This is a genomic window from Bacillus sp. AM1(2019) (assembly GCF_009906915.1).
GTDB classification, from domain to species: domain Bacteria; phylum Bacillota; class Bacilli; order Bacillales; family Bacillaceae; genus Bacillus; species Bacillus velezensis.
The window spans coordinates 979,684-994,305 of sequence record NZ_CP047644.1; the positions used below are offsets into that span (position 1 = coordinate 979,684).

At 48.0% G+C, this 14,622-nt stretch carries 14 protein-coding genes; 13 read left to right on the top strand and 1 reads right to left on the bottom strand.

What is annotated here, in order from left to right; genetic code table 11:
• Positions 1-51 precede the first annotated feature (51 nt).
• The 13 genes from GNE05_RS05075 (at position 52) to GNE05_RS05135 (ending at position 14,179) form a co-directional block, all read left to right on the top strand.
• Positions 52-447 (top strand): DUF5365 family protein, encoded by a 396-nt coding sequence (locus GNE05_RS05075; protein WP_007408448.1) that lies wholly within the window; start codon positions 52-54, stop codon positions 445-447.
• A gap of 130 nt (positions 448-577) precedes the next feature.
• On the top strand, positions 578-1,000 hold the full coding sequence (locus tag GNE05_RS05080; protein WP_007408449.1) for a CBS domain-containing protein: 423 nt from the start codon (positions 578-580) through the stop codon (positions 998-1,000).
• A 127-nt stretch (positions 1,001-1,127) separates the two neighbouring features.
• Positions 1,128-1,817, top strand: a complete 690-nt coding sequence (locus GNE05_RS05085; RefSeq protein ID WP_003155347.1) for an HAD family hydrolase — start codon at positions 1,128-1,130, stop codon at positions 1,815-1,817.
• A complete protein-coding gene (locus tag GNE05_RS05090; RefSeq protein WP_007408451.1) occupies positions 1,810-3,348 on the top strand; it encodes a bifunctional GNAT family N-acetyltransferase/carbon-nitrogen hydrolase family protein in 1,539 nt (512 codons plus the stop codon). Before GNE05_RS05085 ends, GNE05_RS05090 begins: the two co-directional genes overlap by 8 nt.
• Before the next feature lie 242 nt (positions 3,349-3,590).
• Positions 3,591-4,943 (top strand): aspartate aminotransferase family protein, encoded by a 1,353-nt coding sequence (locus tag GNE05_RS05095; RefSeq protein WP_160182526.1) that lies wholly within the window; start codon positions 3,591-3,593, stop codon positions 4,941-4,943.
• Between the two features lie 16 nt (positions 4,944-4,959).
• Complete coding sequence (locus GNE05_RS05100) at positions 4,960-5,535, top strand: glycerol-3-phosphate responsive antiterminator (protein WP_007610287.1); 576 nt, start codon at positions 4,960-4,962, stop codon at positions 5,533-5,535.
• A 172-nt stretch (positions 5,536-5,707) separates the two neighbouring features.
• Positions 5,708-6,535 carry an MIP/aquaporin family protein gene (locus tag GNE05_RS05105; RefSeq protein WP_021494903.1) on the top strand — a complete coding sequence of 276 codons (828 nt, stop codon included), beginning with the start codon at positions 5,708-5,710 and terminating at the stop codon, positions 6,533-6,535.
• 16 nt (positions 6,536-6,551) lie between these two features.
• Complete coding sequence (glpK, locus tag GNE05_RS05110; protein WP_007610291.1) at positions 6,552-8,042, top strand: glycerol kinase GlpK; 1,491 nt, start codon at positions 6,552-6,554, stop codon at positions 8,040-8,042.
• A gap of 138 nt (positions 8,043-8,180) precedes the next feature.
• Positions 8,181-9,848 carry a glycerol-3-phosphate dehydrogenase gene (gene glpD, locus GNE05_RS05115; RefSeq protein ID WP_014417285.1) on the top strand — a complete coding sequence of 556 codons (1,668 nt, stop codon included), beginning with the start codon at positions 8,181-8,183 and terminating at the stop codon, positions 9,846-9,848.
• Between the two features lie 139 nt (positions 9,849-9,987).
• Positions 9,988-11,730 carry a phospho-sugar mutase gene (locus tag GNE05_RS05120; RefSeq protein WP_088056542.1) on the top strand — a complete coding sequence of 581 codons (1,743 nt, stop codon included), beginning with the start codon at positions 9,988-9,990 and terminating at the stop codon, positions 11,728-11,730.
• 144 nt (positions 11,731-11,874) lie between these two features.
• Positions 11,875-13,011, top strand: coding sequence for a GAF domain-containing sensor histidine kinase (locus GNE05_RS05125; protein WP_160182527.1), 1,137 nt, complete (start codon positions 11,875-11,877; stop codon positions 13,009-13,011).
• Positions 13,011-13,658 carry a response regulator gene (locus tag GNE05_RS05130; protein ID WP_160182528.1) on the top strand — a complete coding sequence of 216 codons (648 nt, stop codon included), beginning with the start codon at positions 13,011-13,013 and terminating at the stop codon, positions 13,656-13,658. The genes GNE05_RS05125 and GNE05_RS05130 overlap by 1 nt, the downstream gene beginning before the upstream one ends.
• Positions 13,655-14,179: an NADPH-dependent FMN reductase gene (locus tag GNE05_RS05135; protein ID WP_029973218.1), complete on the top strand. Its 525-nt coding sequence runs from the start codon at positions 13,655-13,657 to the stop codon at positions 14,177-14,179. Before GNE05_RS05130 ends, GNE05_RS05135 begins: the two co-directional genes overlap by 4 nt.
• 14 nt (positions 14,180-14,193) lie before the next feature.
• Here GNE05_RS05135 and GNE05_RS05140 read toward each other — a convergent pair whose 3' ends face one another.
• The gene (locus GNE05_RS05140; protein WP_003155335.1) at positions 14,194-14,436 is read right to left on the bottom strand and encodes a YhdB family protein; all 243 of its coding nucleotides are present in this window, start codon (positions 14,434-14,436) and stop codon (positions 14,194-14,196) included.
• Positions 14,437-14,622 lie beyond the last annotated feature (186 nt).

Genomic DNA, 14,622 nt, shown 5'->3' on the forward strand with positions numbered 1-14,622 from the left:
GCTTTCGCGTTTTTTTCTATGCTATTCTTGATAAAGATTAAGGATATTCACATGGCAAGAAAGGTGATTGATGTGAGAATTGTGAACGCAGCGACTGACGGACAAGAAAGCGCGATACAAGAGCTTTCCTCTGAATTGTTTCAAAATGTCTTTCCTCTTTATTTCTCCGAACTGGAAATTCAGCGCTTTAAAAAAAGGGGCGTATTATCATTACAAAACCAACGTTACCAAGGAACTTTAAAAGAAGCGTTTCAAATTATGGCTTGTCTGCAAACGGTACATATCATGCTGTCAAAGCCGCACCCGGTATATGACGTCAAAGAGCGGGCGCTGTTTGATAAAAATTGCGCTTTGCTGAATGAATGCGGAATGAATTTTCCCTTTACCTATGATGATTTCGAGACAGGGGCCGGATCAGAAGCCTGCGGTCACAGAAGGCTGATCTGACGGGTATAAAGAGCCTTTTAACAGGCTCTTTTTTGCTTCTTTGACATGATACCACAATTTCTTTCCTCTAACTCCCTTTATAATGAGACAAATCCCCGAGCATAATAAATGTCGAAAGGGGTGCTTTACAATGAGTTCAATCAAACAATCAATGACTACCCACGTGGCTACCGTTTCTCCCAATCAAACGATTCAGGAAGCGGCTGCGCTGATGCACCAGCATAATGTCGGAGCAATTCCCGTCGTTGACGGAGGGGAATTAAAAGGAATGCTGACAGACCGTGATATCGCATTGAGAACAACGGCTCAAGGCCGCGACGGCCAAACACCTGTTTCACACGTGATGTCTTCTGCAGTTGTATCCGGAAACCCGGAAATGAGTCTTGAAGAGGCGTCACATCTGATGGCCCAACACCAAATCCGCCGCCTTCCCATTGTCGATCAAAATCATCTGGTCGGGATCGTTGCGCTTGGAGACTTAGCGGTCGATCAGCGTTCAAATGAGTCTGCGGGAGCAGCTCTTTCCAATATTTCCAGTCAAAACACACAGTAACGGATGAAGAGAGCTTGCACTCATGCAGGCTCTTCTTTCCGTCAGAATGTTACATTTTGAACGCGAAAGAAATTCACGGTATAGTGTATACATAGGTCAGTACGTTTAGCTAAAGGAGCTGTAACCATTGATAAAAGCATTAATCTTTGATTTTGACGGGTTAATTTTAGATACAGAAACCCATGAATATGAAGTGCTGCAGGAAATGTTTGAAGAACACGGTTCAACATTGCCTTTATCCGTCTGGGGAAAGGTGATCGGAACGGCCGCGGGGTTTAAGCCGTTCGCATATTTAGAGGAGCAGCTGGGAAGAAAGCTCGATCATGATGAACTGACGGCGATCAGGCGCGGGCGCTTCGAACAGCGGATGAAGACGGAAACGGCGCGTCCCGGGGTGGAGGCTTATTTAGCCGCGGCAAAAGAATTAGGATTGAAAGTGGGGCTCGCGTCCAGCTCAGATTTTAAATGGGTATCGGGCCATCTGAAGGAATTAGGCCTGTTTGATGAATTTGAAGTGATTCAGACGGCTGACGACGTAGAAGAAGTGAAGCCGAATCCGGAGCTCTATCTGAAAGCTGCGGAACATTTAGGCGTTGAACCATCTGAATGTCTGGCCTTTGAGGATTCGGTCAACGGCTCAATCGCAGCCAAACGTGCCGGAATGAAATGTGTCATCGTCCCGAATAAGGTAACAAGCGCCCTGTTATTTGAAGAATACGATCACAGACTGGAATCGATGGCGGAAATGGAACTTGAATTACTCTTACAGCGATTGAACGATCAAAACGAACCGGCAGGGGGAAGCAGCATTGTCTGAGAAACTTGATCTGACCCGTTTTGAAAAGAAAATGGTCATACGGAATATGGAAGAGAAAGATATCAACAAAATAATTGAGCTGCAAAAGGATTGTTTTCCGGGGATGGAGCCGTGGGAGCCTGAGCATTTAATCAGCCATCTCGCGCACTTTCCGGAAGGTCAGTTTTGCGCCGAGTATGAAGGGGAAATTATCGGTTCATGCTCAAGCCTGATCATCAATTTCGATGAATATGATGACCGCCACACGTGGCAGGACATTACAGACGATGGTTATATCACGAACCACAACCCGGACGGATTGAATCTGTACGGGATTGAGGTAATGGTTCACCCGGAATACAGACGGATGAAAATCGGACACCGGCTGTATGAGGCGAGAAAAGACTTGGCGAGACGATTGAATCTGAAAAGCATCATTATCGGCGGGCGGATTCCGAATTATCATAAGTATGCGGAAGAAATGACGGCGAGAGCCTATGTCGAACAGGTGACGCGCCATCAGATTTATGATCCGGTGCTTTCTTTCCAGCTGATGAACGGATTTACGCTCATGCGGATCAATCCGAATTATCTCCCGGATGACACCGCGTCCATTAAATATGCGACATTAATGCAATGGAACAATGTCGATTACTTGCCGCAGTCGAAGCGCTATTACAAATCGGCATTTCCGGTGCGCATTTGCGTCATTCAATATGAAATGAAAAAGATTTACTCCTTCGAGGAATTTGCCAATCAGGTTGAATATTATGTCGATGTGGCTTCCGATGCGAGATCTGATTTCGCGGTGTTCCCGGAAATTTTCACGACGCAGCTCATGTCATTTCTCGAGGAGCGTTCTCCGAGTCTGGCCATTCAGAGGATTACCGAATATACCGAGGACTATATCAGCCTCTTTACAGATCTGGCGGTGAAATATAATGTCAACATCATCGGCGGCTCTCACTTCGTTGAAGAAGAGGGGAAAATTTATAACATCGCCTACTTATTCAGACGTGACGGCACGATTGAAAAACAATATAAGCTTCACATTACGCCGAATGAGCGGAAATGGTGGGGCATCAGCGCCGGAGACAGGGTGCGCGTATTTGATACGGACTGCGGAAAGATCGCCATTCAGATCTGTTACGATATCGAATTTCCGGAGCTTGCGAGAATTGCCGCCGATCAAGGGGCGAAAATTATCTTTACGCCGTTCTGCACTGAAGACCGCCAAGGCTACTTGCGCGTAAGGTACTGCTCTCAGGCGAGAGCGGTTGAAAACCAAATTTACACCGTCATCTCAGGTACGGTCGGAAACCTTCCGCAAACAGAAAATATGGATATTCAATACGCGCAGTCAGCCATTTTTGCTCCGTCTGATTTTGAATTCGCCAGAGACGGAATCGTCGGTGAAACGAATCCGAATATCGAAATGGTCGTGATCGGGGACGTGGACCTTGAAATCTTAAGAAGGCAGCGTGAAAACGGAACCGTGCGCCAGCTGAAAGACCGGCGCAAAGATATTTACCGGATTACGCACCTGAAATAAAAAAACGCCCGCTCCGCTTAAGGGGCGGGTTTTTTATAAAAACACTTGCGCCGGCCCCGGTTTCGGGATATGCTCTTGTAGCCCTTTCGCTTTCTGGGAGAAAGCGTTTTTTTAATTGCCGCCGCTTTATTGACTCGCCCATGCCGCGCCTTTATATTCTTATTAAGAGGAAAACTTCACCAAGAGAATCGGCGTCAGAAGCCGGGCAGCTTTCGATACAGTGCAATGATATTGAAAGGGAGATGAGCGGTGTGGAACATGTACAAAAAAATCAGTCACTCAAACAAAAGGATAAAGAGCTGATTTGGCACGCGATGAAAGGGGCGGAGCCGGATGACAGCATAATCGTTCAAAAAGGGGAAGGCGCCTGGGTTACGGACATTGACGGCAGACGGTATTTGGACGGCATGTCAGGCCTGTGGTGCGTCAATATCGGATACGGGAGAAAGGAGCTTGCCGATGCGGCTTACAGCCAATTGAAGGAGCTTCCTTATTATCCGCTGACCCAAAGCCATCAACCCGCGATTGAGCTTGCGGAAAAACTGAATGAATGGCTCGGCGGCGATTATGTGATCTTCTTTTCCAACAGCGGATCGGAAGCAAATGAAACCGCGTTCAAAATTGCCCGCCAATACCACATTGAAAACGGCGATCACAGCCGCTTCAAATTCATCTCCCGGTACAGAGGCTATCACGGCAATACGATGGGGGCGCTCGCCGCTACCGGCCAGGCGCAGAGAAAATATAAATATGAGCCGCTCTCACAAGGGTTTTTGCATGCGGTGCCGCCTGATCTTTATCGGAATCCCGGAGATGCCGTCACATTGGAAAGCGCGCATGAAATCGACCGGATCATGACGTGGGAGTTAAGCGAAACGATTGCCGGCGTTATTATGGAACCGATTATTACAGGCGGAGGGATACTGATGCCTCCGGACGGGTATATGGCAAAGGTAGAGGACATTTGCCGCCGCCACGGCGCGCTTCTGATCAGTGATGAAGTCATTTGCGGTTTCGGCCGCACGGGAGAGCCGTTCGGATTTCAGCATTACGGCGTTTCACCGGACATCGTCACAATGGCAAAAGGCATTACGAGCGCTTATCTGCCGCTGTCGGCAACGGCAGTAAAACGGGAGATTTTTGAGGCGTATTCGGGCGGTGAGCCGTACGGCCGCTTCCGGCACGTGAATACATTCGGAGGCAATCCGGCAGCCTGCGCCCTGGCTTTGAAAAACCTGCAATTGATGGAGGACGAAAATCTGATCGCCCGCTCCCGTGAGCTTGGAGAAAGGCTGCTCCGTGAGCTTGAGCCGCTCAGAGAACATCCGGCGGTCGGAGATGTACGGGGCAAGGGCCTCCTTGCCGGCATTGAGCTCGTCAAGGACAAAGTCACGAAGGAACCCGCTGATGCCGCCCTTGTGCAGCACGTCATCACCGCCTGCAGAGAAAAAGGCCTGCTTGTCGGGAAAAATGGCGATACTGTAGCGGGATATAATAATGTCATTCAGCTGTCTCCGCCTTTTTGCCTGTCGGACGAGGAGCTCTCTTTCATCATTTCGACCGTCAAGGAAAGCGTGCTGAGCATTGATTTTTAATGTAAAGGAGTAAAACATGAGTTTTCACAACCAGCAGATTCTACCGGCAATCCGGAACATGAAGCAATTCGATGCATTTTTAGAAAGTCCGTTCTTATACGGCGTCATTTTAGATATCCACCTCGGTCAATTAAAAGGTGTCGTGAATGAAGCAAAAAAACACGGAAAACTTCTGATGGTTCACGTCGATTTAATTCACGGCATTAAGCATGACGAATACGGTGCGGAGTTTATTTGTCAGGATATCCGGCCCGCGGGCATCATTTCGACGAGATCATCAGTCATCGTCAAAGCGAAACAAAAGAAAATATACGCGATCCAGCGTCTGTTTCTCTTGGATACGAGCGCCATGGAGAAAAGCATGGAATTCGTCGGAAAGCATAAGCCTGACTTTATCGAGGTTCTCCCGGGCATCGTTCCGACTTTAATCAGAGAAATTAAAGAAATGACGGGGATTCCGATTTTTGCCGGCGGCTTCATCCGCACGGAGCAGGACGTTGAAAACGCCTTGCAGGCAGGAGCCACAGCTGTGACGACTTCAGACACCGAACTATGGGCTAAATATGAACATTCTATGACAAAAAAAGATTGACACCGCTTACACCCATTGTTACAATAGACCTAGGTTAATACTATGTGATGGAGACCCGGAGACCCACAACAGCTCTTTACGGAAGCAATAAAGCGTAAAGCGGTTTGTTGTGGGTTTTTTATTCTCTATAACTCTGTCAAACCTGCTATTTTGTCATTTAGGAGGAATGATGATGACAGCATTTTGGGGAGAAGTAATCGGTACAATGCTGCTTGTTATTTTCGGCGGCGGCGTTTGTGCGGGAGTCAATTTAAAGAAATCGCTTTCATACCAATCCGGATGGATTGTTATTGTATTCGGCTGGGGATTGGGAGTAGCCATGGCGGCATATGCCGTCGGCAGTATCAGCGGCGCCCACTTGAATCCGGCTTTAACGATAGGCCTTGCGCTTGAAGGCAGCTTTCCTTGGAAAGAGGTCCCTGTTTATATTGCGGGGCAGATGATCGGAGCAATGATCGGTGCGGTTGTTGTGTACCTTCATTATCTGCCGCATTGGAAGGCGACGGATGATCCGGCCGCTAAACTGGGCGTTTTCTCGACCGGCCCGAGTATTCCTCATACATTTGGGAATATGATAAGTGAAGTCATTGGTACGTTTGTGCTTGTGCTCGGCATTTTGGCAATCGGAGCGAATGAATTTACAAAAGGGCTGAACCCGCTGATTGTCGGATTCCTCATTGTTGCCATCGGGATTTCTCTTGGAGGGACGACCGGATATGCGATCAACCCTGCGCGGGATTTGGGGCCGAGAATCGCTCACGCCTTTCTGCCGATTCCGAAAAAAGGGCCGTCAAATTGGAAATATGCCTGGATTCCCGTAGTCGGTCCGATCATGGGCGGTGCGTTCGGCGGCGTATTTTACAATGCCGCGTTTAAAGGAAATGTGACACCTAGCTTTTGGTTTGTAAGCGTTATAATGGTTGTAGTGCTTTTCATACTCTATATTTATACCAAGAAATCTCAATCACGGAAAATATTATCAAATTCTGAATATATTTAAAAAGGAGAGCGGCATCATGGAGACCTATATTTTATCAATTGACCAAGGCACAACAAGTTCAAGAGCGATTCTTTTTAATAAAGAAGGAAAAATCGTGCATTCCGCTCAAAAGGAATTCACACAGCATTTCCCTCAGCCGGGCTGGGTGGAGCACAATGCGAACGAAATCTGGGGATCGGTGCTCGCCGTTATCGCGACTGTGATCTCCGAGTCCGGAATCAGCGCTGATCAAATTGCCGGCATCGGCATCACGAATCAAAGGGAAACGACGGTCGTATGGGATAAAGATACCGGAAAGCCGGTATACAATGCGATTGTGTGGCAATCGAGACAAACATCCGGCATTTGCGAAGAGCTTCGTGAAAAAGGATATAATGATACATTCAGAGAAAAAACGGGACTTTTGATCGACCCTTATTTCTCAGGAACGAAAGTCAAATGGATTCTTGACAATGTAGAAGGCGCGCGGGAAAAAGCGGAAAACGGAAATCTTCTGTTCGGAACGATTGATTCATGGCTCATCTGGAAAATGTCCGGAGGGGCGGCGCACGTAACGGATTATTCCAACGCTTCAAGAACGCTGATGTTTAATATTCATGAATTAAAATGGGATGACGAGCTGCTTGATATTTTAGGCGTGCCGAAATCAATGCTGCCGGAAGTGAAACCGTCTTCTCATGTGTACGCGAAAACGGTTGATTATCATTTCTTCGGTAAAAACATTCCGATTGCGGGAGCGGCGGGAGACCAGCAGTCAGCGCTGTTCGGCCAGGCGTGCTTTGAAGAAGGCATGGGGAAAAACACATACGGCACAGGCTGCTTTATGCTGATGAATACCGGAGAAAAAGCCATCACTTCTGATCACGGCCTTCTGACGACAATCGCCTGGGGATTAGACGGAAAAGTCGAGTATGCACTGGAAGGAAGCATCTTTGTCGCAGGTTCTGCCATCCAATGGCTGAGAGACGGCATGCGGATGTTCCAAGATTCAAAAGAAAGCGAGACATACGCAGAGCGTGTGGATTCCGCTGACGGTGTTTATGTCGTGCCCGCTTTCGTCGGATTAGGCACACCGTACTGGGACAGTGACGTGCGCGGCTCAGTTTTCGGCCTGACACGCGGAACGACGAAGGAGCATTTTATCCGGGCTACGCTTGAATCTCTCGCTTATCAGGCGAAAGATGTGCTTGATGCCATGGAGGCTGATTCAGGCATCTCTTTAAAAACATTGCGTGTAGACGGCGGAGCGGTAAAAAATAACTTCCTCATGCAGTTCCAAAGCGACTTGCTTGATGTGCCGGTCGAACGTCCGGAAATTAATGAAACGACGGCGCTCGGTGCCGCGTATTTGGCCGGAATCGCTGTCGGATACTGGAAGGACAGCACTGAAATCGCCGATCAATGGAACCTTGATAAGCAATTCAAACCGGAAATGGAAGATGAAAAACGCGATGAATTGTACGGCGGATGGAAAAAAGCAGTAAATGCAGCTATGGCTTTTAAATAAGATAAAAATGTGGTATACTGAAAACAAGTTAATAGGAACGGTCCTGAGATGAGGAGAGACCACAGCACCAAAGTGATGACATGCGCTTTGGCTGTTGTGGTCTCTTTTTCTATACCGTGACAACAAGGAGGAAACGTAATGATGAATCACCAATTTTCAAGTTTGGAACGGGATCATATGCTGGAAGACATGACTAAAAAAACATACGATCTGTTTATTATAGGCGGAGGTATTACGGGTGCCGGTACGGCGCTTGACGCAGCTTCAAGGGGAATGAAAGTCGCTTTGAGCGAAATGCAGGATTTCGCGGCCGGCACATCAAGCCGATCCACAAAGCTTGTCCACGGCGGTTTGCGTTATCTGAAGCAATTTGAAGTCAAAATGGTTGCAGAAGTCGGTAAGGAACGTGCCATCGTGTACGAAAACGGCCCGCACGTCACGACGCCGGAATGGATGCTGCTGCCGTTTCATAAAGGCGGCACGTTCGGTTCATTCTCTACTTCCATCGGCCTGCGTGTGTATGACTATTTAGCGGGAGTAAAAAAATCAGAGCGCAGAAGCATGCTGTCTGCTAAAGAAACGCTGCAAAAAGAGCCGCTCGTCAAAAAAGACGGCTTAAAAGGCGGAGGCTATTATGTAGAGTACCGGACGGACGATGCGAGACTGACGATTGAAGTCATGAAAGAAGCCGTTAAATTCGGTGCGGAGCCTGTCAACTACTCTAAAGTGAAAGAACTGCTTTATGAAAAAGGAAAAGTTGTCGGCGTTTTAATTGAAGATCTGCTGTCAGGCAAGGAATACAAAGTTTACGCCAAAAAAATCGTCAATGCGACAGGTCCGTGGGTCGACGAGCTGAGAGAAAAAGACCACAGTAAAAGCGGAAAACATCTTCAGCACACAAAAGGAGTCCATCTCGTATTCGACCAATCCGTATTCCCGCTTAAACAGGCGGTATACTTTGATACGCCGGACGGCCGGATGGTGTTCGCCATTCCGCGTGAAGGAAAAACATACGTGGGTACGACCGATACGGTTTACAAACAAAAACTTGAGCATCCGCGCATGACGGTGCAGGATCGCGATTATGTCGTCAGCTCCATCAATTATATGTTCCCGGAACTGAACATTACGGCGGACGATATTGAATCAAGCTGGGCCGGCCTCAGACCGCTTATTCACGAAGAAGGGAAAGACCCGTCTGAGATCTCCCGTAAAGATGAAATCTGGACATCTCAATCAGGCCTGATTACGATCGCCGGAGGAAAACTGACGGGCTACCGTAAAATGGCTGAGCACATTGTCGATCTTGTCCGCGACCGCTTGAAAGAAGAGGGCGGCCAGGACTTCGGCGGCTGCAAGACGAAGACGATGCCGATTTCCGGCGGACATGTCGGCGGCTCTAAAAACTTCGAGTCATTTGTGGAAGCAAAGACAAAAGACGGCTTGAAAATCGGTTTATCACAGGAAACCGCTAAGCAGTTAGCCATCAGATACGGCTCTAACGTTGAAAATGTATTCAGCCGGATTGAAGGTCTGAAAGACGAAGCGGAAAAACGCCAGATTCCGGTTCACATTCTGGCTGAAGCGGCTTACAGCATCGAAGAAGAAATGGCTGCGACACCTGCCGATTTCTTCGTCCGCAGAACGGGAAGACTGTTCTTCGACATCAAATGGGTGCAAACGTATAAAACGGCCGTGATTGATTACATGAGCGACCGATTCCAATGGAATGACGCAACGAAAGAAAAACACACTGAGTGGTTAAATACGCTGCTGCACGACGCGGTTGTTCCGCTCGAACAATAATAACCGGAGGGCTGTGCCGAAAAGGCATGAGCCCTTCTTTTATCTTCTTACATAAAGCATTTGGTTAGGTTATCAAGTGACACGGGCAGCCGATTCATATTAAAATATGGTCATAAGCTGAAATTATAGGAGGACGAACATGAGTTGGAGTAAGAGCTACGAACGCTGGAATCAGGCCGAACAATTAGATTCAGAATTGAAAAAATTATTGGCGGACGCAGAAGGAAACGAGCAGCTGCTGGAAGATTTTTTCTACAAAAATCTTGAGTTCGGAACAGGAGGCATGAGAGGAGAAATCGGGCCGGGTACGAACAGGATGAATATTTACACGGTCCGCAAAGCATCCGCCGGACTTGCGGCGTATATCGAAAAACAGGGAGAAGACGCGAAAAAAAGAGGGGTTGCGATCGCATACGACTCCCGTCATAAATCTCCTGAGTTTGCGATGGAAGCTGCAAAAACCCTTGCTTCCCAAGGCATTCAAACATACGTATTTGATGAGCTCCGCCCGACGCCTGAGCTGTCTTTTGCGGTGAGAAAGCTGAACGCTTATGCCGGTATCGTCGTGACGGCCAGCCATAACCCGCCTGAATATAACGGATATAAAGTGTATGGCGATGACGGCGCACAGCTGCCGCCGAAAGAAGCGGACATCGTCATTGCGGAAGTGAATGCCATAGAAAATGAATTAACGATTCAAGTTGAAGATGAACAGTCGCTGAAAGAAAAAGGTTTGATTAAAATAATCGGTGAAGAAATTGATAAACCGTATACTGAAAAACTGACTTCCATCTCCGTACATCCCGAGCTTTCGGATGAAGTGGATGTCAGCGTCGTGTTCACTCCGCTGCACGGCACGGCAAATAAACCGGTACGCCGCGGTCTTGAAGCACTCGGTTACAAAAACGTCACCGTCGTAAAGGAGCAAGAGCTGCCGGACCCGGATTTTTCAACCGTCAAATCGCCGAATCCGGAAGAGCACGCGGCATTCGAATATGCCATTAAACTCGGAGAAGAACAAAATGCCGATATTCTCGTCGCTACGGACCCGGATGCCGACCGTCTCGGCATTGCCGTAAAAAACAGCGAAGGCAAGTACACAGTGCTGACGGGAAATCAGACAGGCGCGCTTTTATTGCATTACCTGCTTTCCGAGAAGAAAAAACAGGGCACCCTTCCTGAAAACGGTGTCGTCATGAAAACGATTGTCACGAGCGAATTGGGCCGCTCCGTCGCTTCATCGTTCGGGTTAGATACGATTGACACGCTGACAGGCTTCAAATTTATCGGTGAAAAGATCAAAGAATATGAAAAATCAGGCCAATACACGTTCCAGTTCGGGTATGAAGAAAGCTACGGCTACTTAATCGGCGATTTCGCGCGTGACAAAGACGCGATCCAGGCTGCGCTGTTAGCCGTCGAGGTATGCGCCTTTTATAAAAAGCAGGGCATGTCGCTTTATGACGCGCTGCTGTCCATTTTTAAAGAATACGGTTATTATCGTGAAGGCTTGAAGTCATTGACGTTAAAAGGAAAACAGGGAGCAGAGCAGATTTCCGCTATCCTGACTTCCTTCCGAAACGATCCGCCGAAGCAGATGGCCGGAAAACAAATCACACAGGCTGAGGACTATTCAACGGGAAAACGGACTGTATTTGCCGATCATCGTGAAGAAGATATTGATCTTCCGAAGTCAAATGTCCTGAAATATTTCCTTGAAGACGGCTCTTGGTTCTGCCTTCGTCCATCGGGAACGGAGCCGAAAGTGAAGTTCTATTTCGCCGTGAAGGGAACTTCTTTACAAGACAGCGAACAGCGTCTTGCCGCATTATCTGAAGCCGTCATGAAAACGGTGGATGGCATAGTGGAAAATACGAAATAAACAACAAACCGCCGGAAGCGACATCCGGCGGTTTTTTTTACGTTTCATCCGAAAGTATGAGGAAAATTCATGCTGAAAACAAAGGAATATACAGAAAAGAATTGATATAATATGGATAATTCTGATTGGCCGGAGTGAGGGAAATTGACGAAAACGACGGTAGAAACGTTAAAAACGTTAAAAGCGATTGCGGAAACCTTAAACCAAAGCCACGATTTAAAGGAAGCGCTTGATAAAGTGCTCCGCGAACTGCTCAGCCTGACCGGGCTGCAGACAGGGTGGATTTTTCTGATTGAGCCGGACGGGTCTTATACGCTCGCCGCATCCGCTTATTTACCGCCGGCTCTCGGTCAGCGGGAAAATGCACTCATGTGCAGCGGGGAATGCTATTGTCTTACCAAATTCAGCAATGGCGGATTGACAAAAGCCGTAAACATAATGAATTGTAAACGGATTGAATTTGCGGAACAGACGACGAACTGCCGCGATACGGAGGGCATTACCCATCATGCGACCGTACCGCTTGAGGACGGCGGCCGGAAGTTCGGTTTATTAAACGTCGCCGCAAGTGAAAAGACATTTTTCAACGAAGAAGAACTGCATCTGCTTGAAGCGGTTGCATTTCAAATCGGAACGGCGATTCAGCGGATGAAATTGGCCGAATTTGAGCAGCAGAACGCCCTGTTGATGGAACGAAGCAGACTTGCGCAAGAGCTGCATGATTCCGTCAATCAGATGCTGTTTTCTGTCAGCTTAACGGCAAAAGCCGCAAAGAGCTTTACAGATGATGATCGGCTCCGGCAGATGATTATGTTTATTCAAGAGCTGTCTCAGGATGCGCTAACAGAAATGAGGGCGCTTATTTGGCAGCTGAAGCCGGAAAGTTTGACGAAAGGGCTGTATGCGTCGATCAAAAGCTATGCCGCTCTCATCGGCCTGGAAGCCGTTTGTGAAATGGAGGATGAGCTGGAGCTTACAGATGAACAGGAACACGCGCTTTGGCGGATCGCCCAGGAAGCCTTGAATAACTGTAAAAAGCATGCGGGAACGGACCGGGTTATCATTTCCGCCGTTAAAAAGCCGGATTGCGCTGAGCTTCACATCAGCGACCGTGGAGCGGGCTTCAGCGCTGATGTGCATGCTGTGCTCCCATCGCTCGGCGTGGCCGGCATGAAAGCGCGGGCTGAAGCGATCGGAGGCCGCTTTACACTGCAATCCGAGCTTGGCGCCGGAACGATTGTCTCAGTTCGGCTTCCGTTTCGGGATAGGAGGTCTGATTGATGAAAATTGTGATTGCTGATGATCATCACGTTGTCCGCAAAGGACTGCGCTATTTCTTCGCCACTCAGGAAGACATTGAAGTTGCCGGTGAGGCATCCACCGGTGCTGAAGCGCTTCAGCAAGCTGAAAAGACGGAGCCGGACATCATTCTGATGGATTTATCAATGCCTGATATGGACGGCATAGAAGCGGCAAAAATTGCGGCTGAACGATTTCCGGACATCAGTATCGTCATTTTGACGAGCTATTCTGATCAGGAGCATGTCATTCCCGCCCTTAAAGCCGGCGCAAAAGCGTATCAGCTGAAAGACGCCCAGCCCGATGATTTAGTAAAAACGCTCCGGGAAGTATATTCCGGACGTTACCGGCTGTCGGCGGATATTGTGCCTCATGTGCTGACCCATATGGTTCAGGATGGTCAGGATAAGGAAAAATATTATCACCTGACCCCTCGTGAAAAAGATGTTCTTCAAGAAATAGCCAAAGGGAAAAGCAATAAGGAAATTGCGGCGGCACTGTTTATTTCAGAAAAAACAGTGAAGACCCACGTGTCCAACCTGCTGTCAAAGCTGAATCTTTCCGATCGGACGCAGGCGGCATTGTATGCGGTAAAATATAATGTTTTTGGAAAGGCGGTAAAATCATGAGCATATTAGTGATCAGCGGAACACCGAGAAAAAACGGGCGGACTAGAATTGCCGCTTTTTATATCAGAGATCGGTTTCATACCGATTTTATTGATTTGAGCGAAAGTGATCTGCCGCTTTATAACGGTGAAGAAGAACAGAACGAGCTGCCTTCAGTGCAAGAGTTAAGGCGGCAGGTGAAAAAGTCGGCGGCCGTCGTCTTATTATCTCCCGAGTATCACAGCGGCATGAGCGGCGCTTTAAAAAACGCCATCGATTTTTTAAGCAGCGATCACTGGGCATACAAACCGGTGGCAATCATTGCCGCGGCGGGCGGAGGAAAAGGAGGCATGAACGCGCTGGCGAATATGCGGACGGTCATGCGGGGCGTTTATGCAAATGTCATCCCGAAACAGCTGGTCTTAGACCCGATTCACATTGACATGGAGCGCCGGACCGTATCTGAGGATATAGCGGTCAGCCTGAAAGAGATGATCGAAGAGCTGAATATGTTCACAAACACAAGAAATCCCGGCGTCTGACGCCGGGATTGTTTTTATGTCAGCATGGCTAATTGATCTTCATAAGCGAGCTCTGTCGCATGATCAATATACCCGAGAAGAGAATACAGCTCTTTTTCAAGCACCGCATGATCATATTCGAAATGATACGCGTGCAGAAAGTGCTCAATACGCTTTGATAATAAATCATCTTTTGTACGAACCATCAATATTAACAAATTGTCCCATTGAGATCGGTGTGTGTAATACAAGGCTTTGTCATAATCGGCATGATCCATCTAACGCTTCTCCTTTCAATGAGAAGTTCTCCGTTAGTTTATGCCGCTGAAGCCCGGATGCAACGGGGGAAAAGTTGGTGTCCTTATCACTGCGGCATAGCAATATGAGGGAGACATAAAATAAAACCGCATATCCGTCTCTTCTTTGGACACGCTAAGATTGACAAAAAACGACTCAGGAGAACA